The sequence below is a fragment of the Pseudoalteromonas sp. PAST1 genome (genome assembly GCF_021532515.1).
GTDB classification, from domain to species: Bacteria; Pseudomonadota; Gammaproteobacteria; order Enterobacterales; family Alteromonadaceae; genus Pseudoalteromonas; species Pseudoalteromonas simplex.
On the sequence record NZ_JAKGBH010000014.1, the window covers coordinates 50,684 to 70,110 of the forward strand.

Sequence of the window (19,427 nt, forward strand, 5' to 3'; positions counted from 1 at the left end):
AAAGGCCGCTGAGCGGCCTTTTTCAAGTCTTTATTGGTTAAGCTGCTTGTTTCTTAGCAACCCATTGGTCAACAAACTTCTCTAGTACATTTAATGGTACTGCACCATTTTTAAGTACTACATCGTGGAATTCACGAATATCGAATTTATCGCCTAGTTTTTCTTTAGCCGCTTCACGAAGCTCTAAAATTTTCAACATACCTACTTTGTATGCCGTTGCTTGTGAAGGCATTACAATGTGACGCTCAACCATTTTAACGCCATCAGACGTCGCATTTGGTGTGTTATTTACGTAGTAGTCGATACCTTCTTGACGTGTCCACTTCATTGCGTGGATACCTGTATCTACTACTAGGCGACATGCGCGCCATAATTCCATCGCAAGACGACCAAAGTCTGAATAAGGGTCTTCGTATAAGCCCATTTCTTTTGGTACTAGCTCAGAGTATAAACCCCAACCTTCAACATACGCTGTGTAGCCGCCAAACTTACGGAACTTAGGTACACCTTCAAGCTCTTGCGCGATAGCAATTTGCATGTGGTGACCTGGAATACCTTCGTGGTATGCAAGTGCTTCCATTTGGTATGTTGGCATTGCTTCCATGTCGTAAAGGTTTGCGTAATAAATACCTGGGCGTGAGCCATCTGGCGCAGGTTGTTGGTAGAACGCTTTACCTGCTGCTTTTTCACGGAATGCTTCAACTGCTTTAACTTTAAGGTCAGCTTTTGGCTTAACAATGAATAGCTCGTCTAGACGAGATTTCATGTTATCGATAAGCGCTGTTGCTTCATCAAGGTAGCGTTGTTTACCTTCAGCGGTGTTAGGGTAGTAGAACTGCTTATCAGTTTTCATGAATTGCATGAATGCTTTAAGGTCACCTTTAAAGCCTACTTTATCTTTGATTGCACGCATTTCGTCGTGAATGCGCGCGACTTCAGCTAAACCGATTGTGTGGATTTCTTTCGCTGTTAAATCAGTTGTTGTGGTACGTGCTAAAGCGTTGTTGTAGAACGCTTCGCCGTCAGGGAATTTCCAAGCACCATCACGGTCATCAGCGCGCTTTTCTAACTGAGCTAAGAAGTTAATTAGCTTAGTGTAAGAAGGTTTTACTGCTGCTTTTAGGGCTTTTTCAGCGTCGCTGATAAGTGCAGATTTTTCGCTGTCAGCAATCTCTAATGCGTTAACTTTACGTTTAAAGTCAGCAAGTAACGTTGAGTCTTCACCATCATGGAATGGTGCGCCGCGTAAGATATTATTGCTTGAATCAATCACGTGTGGGAAAACAAACTTGGGCGCGATAATGCCTTTATCTGCACGTACTTCAAGGTCTTTGATTAGTTGATCAATAACCGTTGTAACACCGTTTAAACGTGAGATATACGCTTTAGCATCAGATACATCGGCAATTTGATGTTGGTTGATTAAAAACGCAGGGATCATCGAGTGAACACCAAACATTTGGTTCACAGGGTAGTTGTAATGGCGCCATTTGAAATCAGCAATTTCGTTTTCTAAGTCTTGCTTTTTAAGGTCATAGCTTACTTTTGTTGCGTCATCTAATAGGTCGCGGTTAATTGCGTTAAGCGCAACTAGGTCAGCTTTAGTTTGTTCAAAGTCTTCTAAAACGCGCTCTTCGCTGCCATCATCCCATTTATCGTAATCTTTTTTGATGCCCATGTATGTTTGATAAATAGGGCTTTTCATTACATCACGGTTAAAAGTATCTTCGAAGAAGGCGTTAGCTTTATCGATTTCACTTTGTACAGGTTGGCTTTGTACACTTGGTGCAGGCTTCGGTTGCTCTTGCATTTGTTGGCAGCCGCCAAGCAATGCAACACTTACCGCCGCAGCGATGAAGGTCAGTTTACGCATTATCGTTCCTTTGTAGTTGTTAGAAATTTAATTATAATTCTTAAACGAATAATTCTAGCAGGTCATTTAAAAAGCGATGGCCTTTTTGGCTTACCTGCCAGTTATCTTTATCATCAATTAGTAAGCCTTTTGCAATTGCCTCAGTCAAGGCTTGTTCCTGACTTTGCAGTGACAAACTTGTAAGCAAAGGTAAATCAGCTTTGGGGCAGGGTTCGACTAAACGAAAACGATTCATAAAGAATTCAAAAGCTAAGTCGTCTTCTGCTACTTGCCATTGCTGATATAAATACGGTTTGGCAAGATCCATATAACCTCGTGGGTGTTTTACTTTCACCGTACGGGTGATGACTTTATTTTCATCAGTAATTTTACCATGGGCACCGCAGCCGATACCGAGATAATCGCCAAATCGCCAATAATTCAAGTTATGACGGCATTGGTAACCGGGCTTCGCGTAGCCTGAGATCTCGTATTGCTCATAACCTGCTGCTGCGAGTAACGCTTGACCTTGTTCTTGAATATCCCAAAGGGTGTCGTCATGAGGTAAGGTCGGTGGCTTAGAAGCAAACTGCGTATTTGGCTCAATGGTTAGTTGATACCAAGAGATATGAGGAGGATTAAGGGCAATAATTTTTTCAAGGTCGCTCAAGGCATCTTCAACAGATTGCCCTGGCAAGCCATGCATTAAATCAAGATTAAAACTGTTTAGCCCCGCTTGGTGTGCTTGTTTAGCCGCATAACTTGCTTCATCAGCACCATGAATACGACCAAGGGCTTTTAGCTTGTCATTTTGCATGCTTTGCACACCAATTGAAATACGATTGATGCCAGCGGCAACATATTCTTTAAAGCGACCTGTTTCGACAGTACCTGGGTTTGCCTCTAGGGTAATTTCACAGTCATCAGTTAGACCAATTAATTTATCTACTTCAACAAGTAGGCGAGTATAAGCGTCACCGGTTAATAAGCTCGGCGTGCCGCCGCCAATAAAAATGCTGTGGATTTTACGTCCTTGCACCAAGTGCAAATCGGCCTTGAGATCATCAATAAGATGCTGAACGTATTCTTTTTCGGGGATTGTGCCTTTTTGACCATGGCTATTAAAGTCACAGTATGGGCACTTTTGCACGCACCAAGGCACGTGCACATATAAACTTAAAGGCGGTAAACTCACAGGCCGCCTTTTTGCTGCAATTGCGCAAGTAGTTGTTTTAAAGCCTGGCCGCGATGGCTAAGGGCATTTTTTTGCTCTTTAGTTAACTGAGCGCTAGTGCATTGCTCAGATGGTACGTAAAAAACAGGATCATAGCCAAAACCACCCTGACCATCTTGGCTATGGGTGATTTCGCCTTCCCAACAGGCACTACAAATAAGCGGTGTTGGGTCGTCGGCGTGACGCATTAATACTAACACACACCAAAAACGCGCACTGCGAACAGGGTTATCAGCAAGCTCTTTTAGTAACTTATCGATATTATCTTGATCGCTAGCAGCTGCTCCGGCAAAGCGTGCAGAGTACACACCTGGCGCACCATTTAGGCCGTCTACTTCAAGGCCTGAGTCATCAGCAATCGCAGGCATGCCTGTGATCTTTGCTGCATGGCGCGCTTTAATAATGGCGTTTTCAACAAATGTGGTGCCTGTTTCTGGCACGTCTGGCACTTGAAAATCGCTTTGTGGAACCACGTTAATATTAAGTGGGCTGAGCATGCTTGCCAGCTCTTTTACTTTGCCAGGGTTACCCGTGGCTAAAACCAAGGTGTTGTTCATAGGTCTATTAATCTACGTAAAATTTTTGCTGAAATTTCAGCGTTTGTAGTTTGCCGTTTTGATTAATTTCGATATCAAAACGGTAAATTTCTTCGTTGCTGTAATCGATTTGCGCGAGGTAATAAATCGCATCGCCTTCAACAACTTCTTTAAATGTAAGCTGCTTTTTATTACCAAGTAGGTTACGTGCAGTGCCAGTTAAAGTTGCTGTCTGCGCTGTTTTATCGCTGTTTTTTAATACCGAAATATTAATAATCCCTTTGCTAGGGCTACGCTCTAAATCATAGTTTTTAGCAATGTTTGGCTGAATAAAAGTCGATGGAAATGCAATGTAATGAACTTCCCAAGGGCCAAGAACCTTGAACTGGGCGCCTGCTTGTTCATCAGCTTTGGCAAAGGTTGTAAATAAACTCAATACAATCAAAGAAAAATAAATAAATTGCTTCATGGTATATCTCACTTAACAAAAGAGGCCTTTCGGCCCCTTACTGCTTCACGTTAAACGCTTAGCCAATTAAATCCATTACTAAAAACTGTAAAAACTGTAGACCAATAATCAACACTAAGATTGATAGGTCTAGACCACCTAGTGGTGGGATAATCTTACGAATAGGGCGCAACATTGGCTCAGTTAGCTGGTGGAATACAGCCTCAATAGGGTTGTAGCCTTGGCTTACCCAGCTAAGTAAAGCACGAATAATTAATACCCAAAATAGCAAGTTTAAACCTTCTTTAATTACTGTAATTAACGCTTGAATAAATACCGGACCTGGCGCCCAAGCGTTATAAAACATCAGAAAAATAACACTGAGTTTGGCTACAGCAACTAAATAAGCAAGCACTAACGAAGCAATATCAAAGCCACCCACTCCTGGGATGATTTTACGAAGTGGGTTCACTGCGAACGAAGTGGCTTTCACCACAAACTTGCTCATAGGATTGTAAAAGTCAGCTTTTGCCGCTTGTAACCAAAAGCGTAAAAGGACCACCATTAAAAAGAGATCAAAAATAATCCCAACTAAAAAGTGCATGGCTTGCATAGTTTTACCTTCAAAAAGTAAGCTTAAAGTTCTTTTTCCATCGCTTCAGCGCGAGCGATACAGGCATCCATTGCATCTGCAACAGTACCGACTAAACCTTGTGATTTAAGATGCTCAACAGCTTCGTGAGTCGTACCACCTTTAGAGGTTACGTTTGCACGTAGCTGAGAAATACTGATGTCTGGTTGCGAAAGAGCCATTTCGGCAGCACCCAGTGCTGTTTGTTGTACTAAACGGCGTGCATCTTCATCGCTAAAACCAAGTGCTTTCGCTTTTTCTTCGATAGCTTCCATAAATAAGAAGAAGTAAGCAGGAGATGAGCCTGTAACAGCAATGATGTCGTTGATTTGTGACTCTTGCTCAACCCACACAACAATGCCTGTACACTCAAAAACTTGTTGTACAAACTCGTGCTCTTCAGTGGTTTCATCCGCGCCATAAAGGCCAGAAACACCACGGCCTAGTAATGATGGTGTATTTGGCATACAACGCACCATTTTCACATCTTGACCCAGCATTTCACGTAAACGGTTTACGGTAAGACCTGCTGCTACTGAAATAAATAGCTTGTCGCTAAAATCAACGCCTGAATCTTGGAATGATTGGCAAAGATCGCCCATCATTTGTGGTTTAACAGATAAGACAATCACATCAGCATCGCGAAGTGCCGCGTTGTTATCCGCGGTAGTCTGCACCCCGAAATCAGCAGCAACCTTAGCTAATTTTTCTTGGTTGCGATTGGTTGCAATGATGTTTTTTGCTGCAAAACCGTTCTTTACCATGCCGCCAATGATGGCGTAGCTCATGTTACCCGTGCCTATAAATGCGATTTTTTTGTCTGACATATGTCTGTTATCACCTTTTAATTTCGTTGGCCAAATATATCCGTGCCAATGCGTACCATGGTTGAACCCGCTGCAATCGCCGCTTCAACATCGTTACTCATACCCATCGACAAGGTGTCTACTTGGGGATATTGGGCCTTTAGTTTATCAAAGCAAGCGCTTAATTGCTCAAAATATTGTAATTGTAGCTGGGCATCGTCGGTTTTGGCAGGAATCGCCATCACACCGCGCAGGCATAAATTAGGGCATTGACTGATAAATTCGGCCAATGCCATTAGCTCGTCTGGGTGGCAGCCTGACTTAGCCTCTTCTAAACTAATATTAACTTGAATTAATACATTGAGTGGGACTTTGTCGGCTGGTCGTTGCTCATTAAGACGTTTTGCAATTTTAGTGCGGTCAACACTTTGTACCCAATCAAAATGTGAGGCAACTTGGGCACTTTTATTTGATTGAATAGGGCCGATAAAGTGCCAAATAATGTCTTTATAATCAGCCAATGCTGTGACTTTTGTTACCGCTTCTTGAACGTATGATTCGCCAAACTGGCGTTGACCATGCTTATAGGCAGCAATAATATCGTCGGCAGGTTTTGTTTTTGAAACAGCCAATAGGTTGATTGATTGCTCATCGCGGTGATTATTTTTTGCAGCTTGAGCAATTCTTGCGTAGGCGGATGTAAGTCGTTCTGCTATTGTAACCATATAATTATCAGTTGGTTGTGGAGTCATAAATGGATATTACCGAATTATTGGCCTTTAGTGTGCAACACAAAGCCTCGGATTTACACTTGTCATCAGGCGTATCACCTATGATACGTGTTGATGGTGATGTGCGTCGTATTAATATTCCAGCATTAGAACAAAAAGATGTAAATAGTCTGGTATACGATATTATGAACGATAATCAGCGTAAGGACTATGAACAAAATCTCGAAGTGGATTTTTCTTTCGAAGTGCCAAACCTTGCGCGTTTTCGTGTTAACGCATTTAATTCAAACCGTGGTCCTGCGGCGGTGTTTCGTACTATCCCAAGTGATGTTTTAACGCTGGATGATTTAGGTGCCCCAGATATTTTTAAAACCATTGCCGACAATCCACGTGGTTTGGTGCTAGTCACCGGCCCTACTGGTTCTGGTAAATCAACGACTTTGGCGGCGATGGTCGATTATATTAATCAAACTAAACATCACCATATTTTAACTATCGAAGATCCAATCGAATTCGTACATGAAAATAAGCTAAGCCTTATTAACCAACGTGAAGTTCACCGTGATACGCATAGCTTCTCTAATGCACTTAGAAGTGCACTACGTGAAGACCCTGATGTTATTTTAGTGGGTGAGCTGCGTGACCTTGAAACAATTCGCTTAGCGATGACTGCGGCAGAAACAGGTCACTTAGTGTTTGGTACCTTGCATACTACCTCTGCACCAAAAACCATTGACCGTATTATTGACGTGTTCCCAGGTGAAGAAAAAGACATGGTACGTTCAATGTTGTCAGAATCACTACGTGCCGTAATCTCGCAAACTTTACTTAAAAAGGTAGGCGGCGGCCGAGTAGCAGCCCATGAAATCATGATCGGTATTCCTGCAATCCGAAATCTGATCCGTGAAGATAAAATTGCGCAAATGTACTCATCAATTCAAACTGGTGCATCGCATGGCATGCAGACCATGGACCAATGTTTAGGTAATTTGGTTAACTACGGCATTATTACTAATGTTGATGCGCGAGCTAAAGCGCAAGATAAAACCCAGTTTGGTGGCTAACGGAGCTATATAAAATGTCTTTACCTTTAAATCATTTTTTGCAAGTCATGATCGACAAAAAAGGCTCTGACTTGTTTGTTTCTAGCCAACTGCCAGTCAGTGCAAAAGTAAACGGTGAATTAATACCTTTAAGCGATGAAAAACTCTCAGATGAGGATTCACTCGCTTTGGTCGAGTCAGCAATGAACGACAAACAGCGCAAAGAGTTCCATGACAGCAAAGAATGTAACTTTGCGATTGCTACTGATGAAGGTCGTTTCCGTGTTTCTGCTTTTTGGCAACGAGACAGGGCTGGAATGGTTATTCGCCGTATCGTGACACAAATTCCTGATGTGAATGAACTTGGTTTGCCATCAACGTTAACCGACGTGATTATGGCAAAACGTGGATTAGTGCTATTTGTAGGTGGTACTGGTACGGGTAAGTCAACCTCGCTTGCTGCGCTTCTAGGTTATCGTAACCGCAATCAACGTGGTCATATTCTTACTATTGAAGATCCTATCGAATTTGTGCATGAGCACCGTAAAAGCATTATCACTCAACGTGAAGTTGGTCTTGATACAGAAAGCTTTGAATCAGCGCTGAAAAGCTCGTTGCGTCAAGCACCCGATGTGATCTTAATTGGTGAGATCCGCTCACAAGAAACCATGGAATATGCACTCAGCTTTGCCGAAACTGGTCACTTATGTGTCGCAACACTGCATGCGAACAATGCCAACCAAGCCATTGACCGTATCATGCATTTGGTGCCTAAAGAAAAGCACGATAAGTTAAAGTACGACCTTGCACTAAACCTTCGCGCCATTGTTGCTCAGCAGTTGGTGCCAACTGCCGATGGGGAAGGGCGTGTCGCTGCTATCGAAATTTTGCTTAACTCACCCATGGTGGCAGAGCTTATTAAAAAAGGCGATATCGGTTCTATTAAAGAGACTATGGCTAAATCGAAAGAAATGGGCATGCAGACCTTTGACCAAGCATTATTTGAGCTTTATAAACAGCGCCGCATTAACTATGCTGATGCGCTGCACCATGCTGACTCGCCAAATGACTTACGTTTAATGATTAAGCTACAAAACAACGAACAAAAAGGGGCTGGTTTCTTACAGGGTGTGACTATTGATGGCCTTGACGAAAAAGGTAAATCTTAGTTAAAACAAAAGGGAATTACATGCCAGCACTGTCTGTGCTGGCACTCTTTAAATACGTTGAAGGCGACTACTCACCATAAAACTGCTCAAAAAAGCTTTCTAAAATAATCACAGCAGACATGTTATCAACATTACCTTTGCCAAGGTTTCGGTAGCCACCTTGTTCGAATAAACGCGCTTTTGCATCTGCGGTGGTTAGTCGTTCGTCTTGCGTTTCAACCGGTATAGCAAAGTGGTTGTGTAAGCGGTTAGCGAACTTCTTAGCTTTAAAAGTAACTTCTTGATTGGTGCCATCCATATTAAGCGGTAAACCAACCACCATTAAATCTGGTTGCCACTCGTCCACTTGTTTTTTAATTAGTTGCCAATCTGGAATACCATCTTTCGCTTTTACAGCTTGTAAGCTTGATGCTGTTCCTGTGAGTTCTTGACCAATGGCAATACCAATACTTTTGGTGCCAAAGTCAAAACCCATTACGGTGCGTTCACCGAGTGCCTTAAACGTTCGTTTTGTCATAGTCTTAAAAATTATAAATGTTAAGCATGGCCTGCTTCAGAGCTTAATTGACCGACATCAAAACCCAGCATCGAAACCGCTTTTTCCCAACGTTTTTCAACGGGTGTATTAAAGATGATCTCAGGGTCTGCTTTGATAATTAACCATGAATTCTCCAGCAGTTCTTGTTCTAACTGTCCTTGATCCCAACCAGCATAACCCAATGTGATAATAAATTGTTCTGGTGCTTCACTCGTTGTTAGGCTTGCTAACACATCCTTTGATGTGGTGATCATAATATCACTGCTGAGCTTTTGACTCGCTGCATAACCAGGCTTTGGTGAGTGCAAAACAAAACCGCGATCGGTTTTTACAGGCCCGCCAGCATATACAGCTAAGCCTGCTGCTTGCTTACTTTTATCGTTATCAATTTCGATTTTATCGAGAAGCTCGCCCACGGTGATATTGATAGGCTGGTTAATTACCAAGCCCATCGCACCATCTTGGTTGTGCTCACAAATATACGTAACAGCACGCTTAAAAAAAGGGTCTTGCATGCTTGGCATTGCGATTAAGAAATGGTTCTCTAATGACTGCATAGGTCGCCCCTTTTGTTGTTTAAATTAAGTATGGCTCAGTTTTCTTTCAATGGCATCAAATAAGTGACCAGTGATTGAAATGTCATAAGCAGCTTCAATCTCTTTTACACACGTTGGCGCAGTGACATTGATTTCAGTTAAACGATCGCCAATGATATCTAGACCAACAAAAATAAGGCCTTTTTCTTTCAGTGTAGGTGCAACAGCCTCTGCAATTTTACGGTCTGAATCACTAATTGGACGTGCTTCACCTCTACCACCTGCTGCCAAGTTACCGCGCGTTTCGCCATTTTGCGGGATACGCGCTAGGCAGTACGGCATTACTTCACCATCAACCACAAGAACGCGTTTATCGCCTTGCTTGATTTCAGGGATATAATTTTGTGCCATTGCAAAACGACTACCATGCTCGGTTAATGTTTCGCAGATCACACCAATATTGGCATCATCTTCTTTAACTCTAAAGATAGAAGCACCACCCATACCATCAAGGGGTTTTAAAATAATATCTTTATGCTCAGCTAAAAATGCACGAATGTCTGCTTGGCTACGTGTTACTAAAGTATCTGGCGTATGTTCGCTAAACCAAGCCGTGAATAGCTTTTCGTTGGCATCGCGTAAGCTTTGCGGCTTATTGATAACCAGCGTACCAGCTTGCTCAGCACGCTCTAAAATATAGGTAGCGTAGATGTACTCAGTATCAAAAGGCGGATCTTTACGCATTAAAATAACGTCTAAATCAGCTAAAGCAATGGTGGCTTTTTCTTCTAATTCATACCAGTGATTAACATCATCAAATACACGGGCTTTGGCAGCTGTTGCATAGCCTTGACCTTGACGTAGAGAAAGGTCATCCATTTCCATGTAGTAAATTTCGTAACCGCGCTTTTGTGCTTCCATCATCATTGCAAAGCCAGTGTCTTTTTTAATATTAAAGCCACTAATTGGATCAGAGATTATGCCTAGCTTAATTGCCATATTTTTGCCTTAGAATCGTATGCCATACTGTGTTTTGTTACTTTGATATATGGGTATTTTTACTGTTTTCAATTCGCTAAATCGCCAAACTGCAATTGTAATGCGCTCAATACCGTCAGAGCGGCTGTTTCTGTTCGCAGAACACGTGGCCCTAAGCGGATATCAACAAAGTCTTGCTGTTTAGCAATGTTAATTTCTTCATCGGTAAATCCACCTTCAGGACCGACTAAAAAGCGTACCCCTTCACTGGGGATTTGAATCGTTTTAATACTGTGCTCAGCACGCGGGTGCAAAGTAAGTTTAATCGCATCACTTGCTTGTTCTAGCCACTCTTTTATATCGATAGGCGGGTGTACAACAGGCACAACGTTGCGGCCAGATTGTTCAGCCGCGGCAATTGCAATTTTTTGCCATTGTTGATGTTTTTTAGCAAGGCGATCGCCACTTAGTTTTACGCCACAACGTTGACTAAAAATAGGGGTGATTTCTGTAATACCAAGTTCGACTGATTTTTGAATAGTGAAATCCATTTTATCACCACGAGAAATACCTTGGCCTAAGTGAATCTTTAAAGGCGACTCAACATCATGATCAACAAATTCCTGTGGCTCAACGACCACGTTTTTTTTGCTCACTTCTATAATTTCACTGAGGTATTCACCTCCTTCACCATTAAAAATCGAGACCTTATCACCGACTTGCATGCGCAATACGCGGCCAACATGACCTGCGGCATCATCATCTAGTGCTACTGGGGTGTTTAAAGAAATCGCTGAAGGTTGGTAAATGTGTGGAACTCGCATGACTGTCACTTATCAATAAATTTAGCAATATGGTAAGTATACAGCGGCTTAGGTGCAATTATTTATTTTCTATTTAACTCTTCAGCTAATGGTAAAAGATCTGTCGTCGTTTCAGCGATAGTTGTTTGACAGGAAAGGTGATTAATATGGGCGCTGTCGGGGCAAGGCGCAAAGCTAAAACCTTGTTCTTCTTGTTTTACTAAATAACGTATTTTATGTAGGGAATTGTATATAAATTTTTGTGCATCATCCGCTAATTGGTAATCGGTTAAATTAATTAAAACACCTTTAATGTTGTGGTGTTCATGCAGGTAGCTGGCCAGTTCAGAGACACTTATTTCATTACTGAAGTCGCAATAACAGTAATCTTTTATTAATTCATCAAACATAAGTTTGACCATGTGGCGGCTATTTGCGCCTGCCACAACAAGCGTTGAGCCTTCAACGCTCGCAAAGTAATGCTCAGTAAAGGCTCGGCTAAACTCATTGTCTATATCAACTAGTAAATAATCATTAACTTTAAAGGGCATAGAGTCTCACGGTACTAAAACTTCCGTATCAAATTGAAAACATACTAATAAGTAAATAGCCTATTGCGCCAAAAACGGCAAACTCAATACACGCAATACCAATATTATCTTGATGATCAACTTCAAGAGAAGTATCTATATTCGGTAAAGAAATATACTTAATAATGTAGCTCAAAATATAAAGTAATACCCACATAGCACCGCAATGAGATACCAAAGTGAATAAGTTTTCTACCATCTTACCACTAATAAATGATGCACTGGCAAGACCAGCATAACCGGCAAGAGCAAGGCCAATAGACTTACCGGCGTAGCGAATACCGATGGATGTATTTTCTAGATTAAAATTACTTTGTAGCGATGCACCTTGGTTAGCTTTTGCAAAACGATACTCACGGATTTTACTATCAAGGGCAAACATACCTTGCAGCACAAAAAAGCTCACTGTGGCGATCAATAAGCTGCTATAGCCTTGGGTATGGCACCAGTTATAAAGACCAAGAGCAATAATACAGTTTGCGATTAGCATGCCTGAATCGACCAAGGCGGCGCAGACATTTTGCTTTAGAATAGCGGCTTCTTCATTAAAGCGATGCAAAATCCATTTACGATGAATTAAATGGCCTATTTTTATAAAAGCAAACAACAGCACAATGAGTAAAGGTACTTTTAGCGGATTAGATTGGGCTGCACTTAAGCTAATCTCATCAAATATATAAGCGATAGTTGCTATAACGACCATGATTTCGCTGGCAAAGCTTATTCCCATGGCAAAGTTATCATGTTGCGCAAGCTCTTCTTTAAGCGCTTGTTTTGCTTTGATTTGCGTTAGAATACGTAGCAGTACTATAGTGGCGCAGATTACAGCGAAACTAATAGCAATCGCGACTAAACTAGTGTTAGATAGTGATAAATATGACATGCAGGTCCCTGCTAAATAATTCTTTGATTATCATTCTAGTACGGTTATTGGCAAGTTAAAAGAGAGTATTTAATGAGTAATTTACACGCGCTTCCAGAGTCATTTCATCAGTTAGGCCAAACCCGCTTCGCGAGCTTGTATAAGGGGCAAACTGAACAGCAGAAAATTATTAACTTGTTGTCTTTAAGCGACTTTGCGTGGAACTGTTTACAATCTCAGCCAAACTTAAAAGACTGGTTACTTGATGATAAGGAGCTTGCTAACCGCGCAGTTGAACCTCCTCTAAGTAGTACAGAAATCAATGAGCTTGACGACAATGCTGCAATGGCAAAACTGCGTTTGTATCGAGAAAAGTACTGGTTGAAAGTAGCTTTTCTTGACTTGTGCTGTGCAAACCCAATCGCTGATAGCATCGCTTATATCTCTGCGCTTGCAAATCAGCTTATCGATAGTGCCAATCAGTGGGCGTTTGCGCAGGTAGCTAAAGTTAGTGGTATGCCGCTTGATGATGACGGTAATGCAATGCAAATGTTAGTTTTAGGCATGGGTAAACTCGGTGGAGGAGAGCTTAATTACTCCTCTGACATTGATTTAATTTTTTCTTACCCTCGTGATATTCCAACACAAGGTGGGCGTCGCTCTATTGAAGCGCAGGTGTTTTATACAAAAGTGGCGCAAAAGCTGATTATGGCGCTTAATCAAACTACGGTAAATGGCCAAGTCTTTCGGGTTGATATGCGCCTGCGCCCATTTGGTGAAAGTGGGCCTTTGGTGATGAGCTTTCATGCTATTGAAGATTATTATCAAGAGCAAGGACGTGAATGGGAACGCTACGCCATGCTAAAAGGGCGATTAATCGGCACAGAAAACCGTTATTGGAATGAGTTTTATGAATTGCTACGGCCATTTGTTTATCGCCGCTATATTGATTTCTCGGTGATTGAATCGCTGCGTAAAATGAAGCAAATGATAGCTCAAGAAGTACGCCGAAAACGCCTTACAAACAATATTAAATTAGGCGCAGGGGGCATTCGAGAAGTGGAATTTGTGGTACAAGCGCTGCAAATGGTGCGAGGTGGTCGCGAAGCTAACCTGCAAACTCAGTCATTATTAGTTGCTTTAAAAGAACTGGTTAACAATCAGGTTATGTCCAACAAAGAGGCTGAATTACTTACACAAAACTATTTAGACTTACGTCAAATTGAGCAGTACTTACAGATATTTGCTGATAAGCAAACGCAAACCCTACCTGATGACGAATTAAACCAACAACGTTTATGTTATTTGCTCAATAAAGACGATTTTAATCAGTGTTTGTCTAGTATCGAGCAGATCATGTCTCAAGTCCATGGTGAATTCGAACAGGTGATTGGTTTTGAAAGTGAAACCAGCGACCCGTGTGAAAATGAGTACATCAGCGCATGGGAAATGACGGATGTTAGCCTGATGTGTGAGCCGAACCTTGATTGGCAAGCTGCATTGGAAGATTTTAAGGCGCGTTTAACTAAGGCGAAGGTTGGTAGTCGAGGTCGTGACATTTTAGATAAATTAATGCCGCTTTTACTTAAACAATTAACGATAGCAAAAGCGAGCAGTGACGCCTTTATGATGATCTGCCAAGTATTGAATAAGATCATTTCACGAACCGCTTATCTAGAGCTGTTGTATGAAAACCCTGGAGCCTTAAATCAACTGGTTGCACTATGTTGTCATAGTAAATGGATTGGCGAACATATCTCTCGTTACCCTATTTTACTTGATGAGCTGATCGATCCTCAGGTGCTTTATAAACCGACACCTTTATCTGCTTACAAAGATGAAATTAGACAATACTTCTTGCGCATTGAGCATGGTGATCTAGAGCTGCAAATGGAAGCTCTTCGTCAGTTTAAGCAAACGCATCAGCTACGCATTGCAGCGGCTGATGCAACAGGTGTACTCAGCGTGATGAAGGTAAGCGACCACCTTACAGCGCTTGCTGAGGCAATTGTAGAGCAAGCGGTCAATATTGCATGGCATGCGTGTGTTGAACGCTTTGGTCAGCCCGTTAATACGTCAGAGCAAGAAAAAGGCTTTGCGGTTATCGCCTACGGTAAAACGGGTGGCTTTGAAGTTGGCTACGATTCAGACTTAGACCTTGTGTTTGTGCATAACCACGATGGCAGCAGTTATACCGATGGTGATAAGTCGATTGATTCGCGTCAGTTTTATTTAAAACTTGCACAGCGCTTAATGCATTTATTCAATACTCGCACGGCGTCTGGTATTTTGTACGAGCTTGATACTCGTTTACGTCCTGAAGGGGCGTCAGGCTTACTGGCTATTAATTTAGAAAGTTACTACCACTATCAGCAAACTCAAGCATGGACTTGGGAACATCAAGCTCTCGTTCGCTCACGCATGATTTACGGTCAAGCATCATTAAAAGATCGTTTCGCGCGAATTCGTATAGATGTGTTATGCCAAACCCGTGATAACGAAAAACTAAAAACGGATGTTGTTGAGATGCGTGAAAAAATGCGCGCTCACCTTGCTAAGGGTAACGATGAGCTGTTTGATTTGAAGCAAGATAGGGGCGGTATTACAGATATTGAATTTATTACTCAGTATCTGGTGCTAAATAATGCTAAGCAACATCCAGAGCTAACGAGCTGGTCTGATAATGTGCGTATTCTAGCCGATGCGGCGCGTTTAGGCTGTATTAGTGAGCAAATGCAGCAAGAGTTAGTGGCTGCGTATATAGCCTATCGTTCACGTTATCATGTAATGAGTTTGAATCAGCAGGGGCGTTGTGCGCCACGTGCTGAGTTAACTCAGCATATCGACTTAGTTAGTCAGGCGTGGCTACAGGTGTTTTAGCTTTTTAAACGGCGGCAATTTTCACGTACATAAGCAGAGGGCAGCTCAGTGATCACAGCCGCTCTTTGCTTAAAACAAAAATAAGTGTAAACCTCATTTTCGAAATCATCGTTGATTGCTCGACCTACTTGATACAATGCAGAAACGAAGTTGCTATCAACTCGAAAGTGATCTTTTACTACGTAGTCTTTACTAAGATACCAATACAACACAATATCTTCATTTTTAGCATAATCAGATAATACATCTTTTAAAGTCGTGCCATTTTCAAAGCGACGAGGTTGTATATCTCCTGTCCAGTTTGGCGATGAAGGCTCAACGACTTTTTCACGCTCAAATAGTGCGACATCTAGACTAGTTTCAGGTGTCGGTAATTTAAGAACATATTTATCTCGCTCGTTATCTTTGTCATTGACCTGATTTCGAAGGGCTGAATAAAAGCGTGATAGACCTTGGGCTGCTGCATTTTGAGTATTTTTGATATCTAAAACGGGACCGCTGCCAAATAAAAAATAAATAGCAGCAGCAATCAAAATGACAGCTAATGATAAATGCTTAACCCAAAACCACATTTCTAATACTCTTGTTGTTAATTAGCTTAATAAAACCATACATACAGCAAAATGTCACTCTACTTGTAATAAGAAGGTGCATTCTTATCTGGACGAGTTTTAAAGCGGCGATGTAGCCACATGTACTGCTCAGGAGCAACGTTTATTGCTTGTTCCATACGCTGGTTAACGCGTGTTACATCAGCAAGGTTATCGCCACTAGGGAAATTTTCTAAAATAGGAAGCACTTCTAGATGATAGCATCCATTCTCATCACGACGACTTGTTAAACTTACGGTTTCGCAGTTCTTACTATTGGCAAACAGCAGTGCACCTGTAGTTGTTGCTGTATCTTTTACCGCATAAAACGGTGCAAACTCGCAACGATTACGGCCATAGTCTTGATCTGGCAGGTAGTAACAAACCTTCTTGTTTTTGAGGGCTTGCAGTAGGCCTTTGACATCTTTTTTACCGATTAGATATTCATTAGAGCGTAAGCGACCATTGGTAGTAAAATACTCCATTAGAGGATTATTATGTGGGCGATAAAAACCAATACCTTGGTGCTTTAAGCCCATTACCCGACTTGCCATTTCAAGGTGTAAAATGTGTGGAACAAGAAGTAAAACGCCTTTGCCTGATTGCTGAATTTGCTGAAAATATTCTAACCCTTTTATCGAGCCATACACTTTTTTAACTCGCCACTCGGGCCACCACCAAGCCATGCCGGTTTCCATCATCGCAATACCGGTATTTTCCATATTTTTACGAACTAGTTCGCGTTGTTCATGCTCTGGCATTTCAGGAAAGCACAAACGAATATTCACCTCAGCAATATGGCGGCGACGTTTCATAAAACGATGTACTAGGCGGCCGAGCAGTTTTCCAAGCGCTAGTTGCAATTTATGTGGCAACCAAGAGATAAGATATAAAAAGAAAATGCCAACCCAAGTTAACCAGTAGCGAGGGCCCAAAAAAGACGCTTTAAACGGTGATGAACTAACCACAAAAAAATCTCTAAAAATAAAAAAGCTAGTTTAACTGTAAGTGTTTAAAAATACAAAAAGCCAGCGCAGGCTGGCTTTGTTGGTATAAGTTTCGAAGAAATATTTAGATTTCTTTTAAACCTTGGTTAATAGCAATAAGGTCTTCACTAGTTAGTGTACCAGCAGCTTGTTTCAAGCGAAGTGTTGAAACAACATAGCGGTAACGAACATTTGCTAAGTTACTTTTTGCGTTATATAAGTTTTGCGTGCTGATCAATACGTCAACGATAGTACGTGTACCAACTTCAAAGCCTGCTTCAGTTGCTTTAAGTGCACTTTCTGCAGAAACAACAGCTTGTTGTAAGGCTTTATACGTGGCAATGTCAGACACTACTTGGTTATATGATGTAATAACCGAGCGAGTTACTGCACGTAAACTTGCTTCTAAATCTTCACTTGCGGCAACATAAAAAGCGCGAGCTTGATCTGTTGCTGCAGTTGTAGCACCACCAGAGTAAATCGGTAGGCTAAAGTTAACGCCAATTTTAGCGCTATCTTCACGAGGTTGATGTGAGTTGCTATTTAGATCGGTTAGGCTGTCACCGTAAGAAGCACTTAATGTTAGCTTCGGATAGTGACCCGCTTTTGCTAAATCAATTTGATCTTTTGCAATATCAACCGTTACTTTAGAAACTTGCAGATTTAAGTTGTTGTCTTCAGCAATTTTGATGTACTCAGACGATTGTTTATTTGGCGCAACAGTTGAAAATGTATCTGTATTCAACATGTCTAGTTTTGCGTGGTATTTACCAGTAATTTCGCGAAGTTGCTCACGCGCTGTTTCAACACTGTTCTTAGCAACAATTTCTTGTGCAACAGAGTTATCATATTGAGCTTGTGCTTCGTGTACGTCAGTGATTGCTGTTAAACCTACCGCATAACGCTCTTTAGTTTGTTGCAATTGGCGCTCGATGGCACGCTTTTCTGCTTGTACAAATTCAAGATTATCGATTGCACTTAGTACGTTGAAGTAACCCTCAGCTACACGAACGATTAGATCTTGGCGTGCAAAATCATACTGAGCGTCTGCTTGTAATGCTTGCTTATCAGCAATACCTAGCGAGTTCCAAGCGCCTAAATCAAATAGTGTTTGGTTTAGGCTAATACCACGGCTGAAAACATCAGGATCGTAATCATAACCAGCATAACCTGTAGTATCATTACCCTCATAAAGATCAGACTTGGTTGTTTCATAACCAAGGCTTAAGCCAATTTGTGGTAATAGTGCACTTAACGCGCGATCACTTTCATAAGCTTGCGCATCTGCTTGGGCTTTTGCTTTAAGTACGGTAGGATCGTTTGCTGTAGCAATCTCGTAAACTTGTAGTAAGTCTTCAGCATAACTAGCTGTTGCAGTCAGTGCGCTTGAAAACCCGATCAGCGCAGCGAGTAGAGTTTTTTTCATTGTTCGTTCAGTCCTTAGACAATTTTGTACTATCACCATGGTACTCTTTTTTAATGAATAACCAAAAAAAAATTACGTAAATCTGCATGTCCAAGTGTAACAGAATATAATTGGTCGTAATTTTTGCTTGCAGTGTAAAGGAAATAAAGGATGAAAATATCAGCAATCTCACAATTTAACCATGATGACATAGAGTTAAAGCCAATTGAGCGTGTTTATAATGGTTTCTTTAAAATTAATATCTATCGTTTTCATCATGCCTTGTTTGCGGGTGGTAAATCAGTAGAAGTTAAACGTGAAATTTTAGAGCGCGGCCATGCTGTTGCTGTACTTCCTTATGATCCTGCGACTGATCAAGTTTTATTAATTGAACAAATTAGAATCGGGGCACTCGCATCAAAGCAGTCACCTTGGTTACTTGAGTGTATTGCAGGCATGGCCGATGGCAGTACTGATTACGAAGATGTAGCGAAGCGCGAAGCTTTCGAAGAAGCGGGAATTGAGCTTGATGAGCTGGAATTTATGATGTCGTACCTTTCAAGCCCTGGTGGTACCACTGAACGTTTGTATTTATATTTAGCACGCACTGACTTAGCAGGGTATCAAGGCGGTATTTTTGGCCTTGATAATGAAGATGAAGATATCAAAACTCATGTAATGTCATATGATGAAGCTATGCTGCGCCTAGAACAGGGTGAAATAGATAATGCAGCGACAGTTATCTCATTACAGTGGTTAGCACTGAATAAGCAACGTATACTGTCTGATTGGAAAAACTCATAGGGGAT

Annotated in this window: 20 protein-coding genes; 4 read left to right on the forward strand and 16 right to left on the reverse strand. The window is 41.5% G+C overall.

Annotated elements, in window-relative coordinates:
• Positions 1 to 37: 37 nt before the first annotated feature.
• From L1272_RS08890 to L1272_RS08920, 7 genes are read right to left on the reverse strand one after another with little or no spacing between them, the layout of a single operon-like run.
• A complete protein-coding gene (locus L1272_RS08890; RefSeq protein WP_138598887.1) occupies positions 38 to 1,873 on the reverse strand; it encodes a DUF885 domain-containing protein in 1,836 nt (611 codons plus the stop codon).
• 40 nt (positions 1,874 to 1,913) lie between these two features.
• Entirely contained in the window at positions 1,914 to 3,047 is a 1,134-nt protein-coding gene (gene hemW / locus L1272_RS08895; protein WP_235373223.1) for a radical SAM family heme chaperone HemW, read from the reverse strand.
• Positions 3,044 to 3,643, reverse strand: a complete 600-nt coding sequence (locus L1272_RS08900) for an XTP/dITP diphosphatase (RefSeq protein WP_054552669.1) — start codon at positions 3,641 to 3,643, stop codon at positions 3,044 to 3,046. Before L1272_RS08900 ends, hemW begins: the two co-directional genes overlap by 4 nt.
• Positions 3,644 to 3,650: 7 nt before the next feature.
• Positions 3,651 to 4,091 carry a DUF4426 domain-containing protein gene (locus tag L1272_RS08905; protein WP_235373224.1) on the reverse strand — a complete coding sequence of 147 codons (441 nt, stop codon included), beginning with the start codon at positions 4,089 to 4,091 and terminating at the stop codon, positions 3,651 to 3,653.
• Between the two features lie 58 nt (positions 4,092 to 4,149).
• Positions 4,150 to 4,683 carry a YggT family protein gene (locus L1272_RS08910; protein WP_235373225.1) on the reverse strand — a complete coding sequence of 178 codons (534 nt, stop codon included), beginning with the start codon at positions 4,681 to 4,683 and terminating at the stop codon, positions 4,150 to 4,152.
• Positions 4,684 to 4,706: 23 nt separating this feature from the next.
• Positions 4,707 to 5,528, reverse strand: a complete 822-nt coding sequence (gene proC / locus L1272_RS08915; RefSeq protein WP_138598890.1) for a pyrroline-5-carboxylate reductase — start codon at positions 5,526 to 5,528, stop codon at positions 4,707 to 4,709.
• 17 nt (positions 5,529 to 5,545) lie between these two features.
• Entirely contained in the window at positions 5,546 to 6,259 is a 714-nt protein-coding gene (locus L1272_RS08920) for a YggS family pyridoxal phosphate-dependent enzyme (protein WP_235373226.1), read from the reverse strand.
• A 2-nt stretch (positions 6,260 to 6,261) separates the two neighbouring features.
• On the opposite strand from L1272_RS08920, the gene L1272_RS08925 reads away from it, so the two are divergent.
• Entirely contained in the window at positions 6,262 to 7,302 is a 1,041-nt protein-coding gene (locus L1272_RS08925; RefSeq protein ID WP_054552664.1) for a type IV pilus twitching motility protein PilT, read from the forward strand.
• A gap of 14 nt (positions 7,303 to 7,316) precedes the next feature.
• Positions 7,317 to 8,450, forward strand: a complete 1,134-nt coding sequence (locus tag L1272_RS08930; RefSeq protein ID WP_054552663.1) for a PilT/PilU family type 4a pilus ATPase — start codon at positions 7,317 to 7,319, stop codon at positions 8,448 to 8,450.
• 67 nt (positions 8,451 to 8,517) lie between these two features.
• Here L1272_RS08930 and ruvX read toward each other — a convergent pair whose 3' ends face one another.
• From ruvX to L1272_RS08960, 6 genes are all read right to left on the reverse strand, one after another.
• Positions 8,518 to 8,967 (reverse strand): Holliday junction resolvase RuvX, encoded by a 450-nt coding sequence (gene ruvX, locus L1272_RS08935; protein WP_054552662.1) that lies wholly within the window; start codon positions 8,965 to 8,967, stop codon positions 8,518 to 8,520.
• Positions 8,968 to 8,987: 20 nt separating this feature from the next.
• A complete protein-coding gene (locus tag L1272_RS08940; RefSeq protein ID WP_054552661.1) occupies positions 8,988 to 9,545 on the reverse strand; it encodes a YqgE/AlgH family protein in 558 nt (185 codons plus the stop codon).
• A gap of 24 nt (positions 9,546 to 9,569) precedes the next feature.
• Complete coding sequence (gene gshB, locus L1272_RS08945) at positions 9,570 to 10,523, reverse strand: glutathione synthase (protein WP_054552660.1); 954 nt, start codon at positions 10,521 to 10,523, stop codon at positions 9,570 to 9,572.
• Positions 10,524 to 10,591: 68 nt separating this feature from the next.
• A complete protein-coding gene (rsmE, locus tag L1272_RS08950; RefSeq protein ID WP_235373227.1) occupies positions 10,592 to 11,326 on the reverse strand; it encodes a 16S rRNA (uracil(1498)-N(3))-methyltransferase in 735 nt (244 codons plus the stop codon).
• A 62-nt stretch (positions 11,327 to 11,388) separates the two neighbouring features.
• Positions 11,389 to 11,856: a hypothetical protein gene (locus L1272_RS08955; RefSeq protein WP_054552658.1), complete on the reverse strand. Its 468-nt coding sequence runs from the start codon at positions 11,854 to 11,856 to the stop codon at positions 11,389 to 11,391.
• A gap of 28 nt (positions 11,857 to 11,884) precedes the next feature.
• Positions 11,885 to 12,778: a DUF350 domain-containing protein gene (locus L1272_RS08960; RefSeq protein ID WP_235373228.1), complete on the reverse strand. Its 894-nt coding sequence runs from the start codon at positions 12,776 to 12,778 to the stop codon at positions 11,885 to 11,887.
• A 72-nt stretch (positions 12,779 to 12,850) separates the two neighbouring features.
• On the opposite strand from L1272_RS08960, the gene glnE reads away from it, so the two are divergent.
• Positions 12,851 to 15,637: a bifunctional [glutamate--ammonia ligase]-adenylyl-L-tyrosine phosphorylase/[glutamate--ammonia-ligase] adenylyltransferase gene (glnE, locus tag L1272_RS08965; RefSeq protein ID WP_235373229.1), complete on the forward strand. Its 2,787-nt coding sequence runs from the start codon at positions 12,851 to 12,853 to the stop codon at positions 15,635 to 15,637.
• Here the strand turns inward: glnE and L1272_RS08970 are convergent.
• The 3 genes from L1272_RS08970 to tolC form a co-directional block, all read right to left on the reverse strand.
• A complete protein-coding gene (locus L1272_RS08970; protein WP_054552655.1) occupies positions 15,634 to 16,209 on the reverse strand; it encodes a TcpQ domain-containing protein in 576 nt (191 codons plus the stop codon). The genes glnE and L1272_RS08970 overlap by 4 nt on opposite strands.
• Positions 16,210 to 16,268: 59 nt before the next feature.
• On the reverse strand, positions 16,269 to 17,195 hold the full coding sequence (lpxL, locus tag L1272_RS08975) for an LpxL/LpxP family Kdo(2)-lipid IV(A) lauroyl/palmitoleoyl acyltransferase (RefSeq protein ID WP_054552654.1): 927 nt from the start codon (positions 17,193 to 17,195) through the stop codon (positions 16,269 to 16,271).
• Positions 17,196 to 17,298: 103 nt separating this feature from the next.
• On the reverse strand, positions 17,299 to 18,639 hold the full coding sequence (tolC, locus tag L1272_RS08980) for an outer membrane channel protein TolC (RefSeq protein ID WP_054552653.1): 1,341 nt from the start codon (positions 18,637 to 18,639) through the stop codon (positions 17,299 to 17,301).
• Positions 18,640 to 18,789: 150 nt separating this feature from the next.
• On the opposite strand from tolC, the gene L1272_RS08985 reads away from it, so the two are divergent.
• Positions 18,790 to 19,422 (forward strand): NUDIX domain-containing protein, encoded by a 633-nt coding sequence (locus tag L1272_RS08985; protein ID WP_235373230.1) that lies wholly within the window; start codon positions 18,790 to 18,792, stop codon positions 19,420 to 19,422.
• The last annotated feature ends 5 nt before the right edge of the window (positions 19,423 to 19,427 follow it).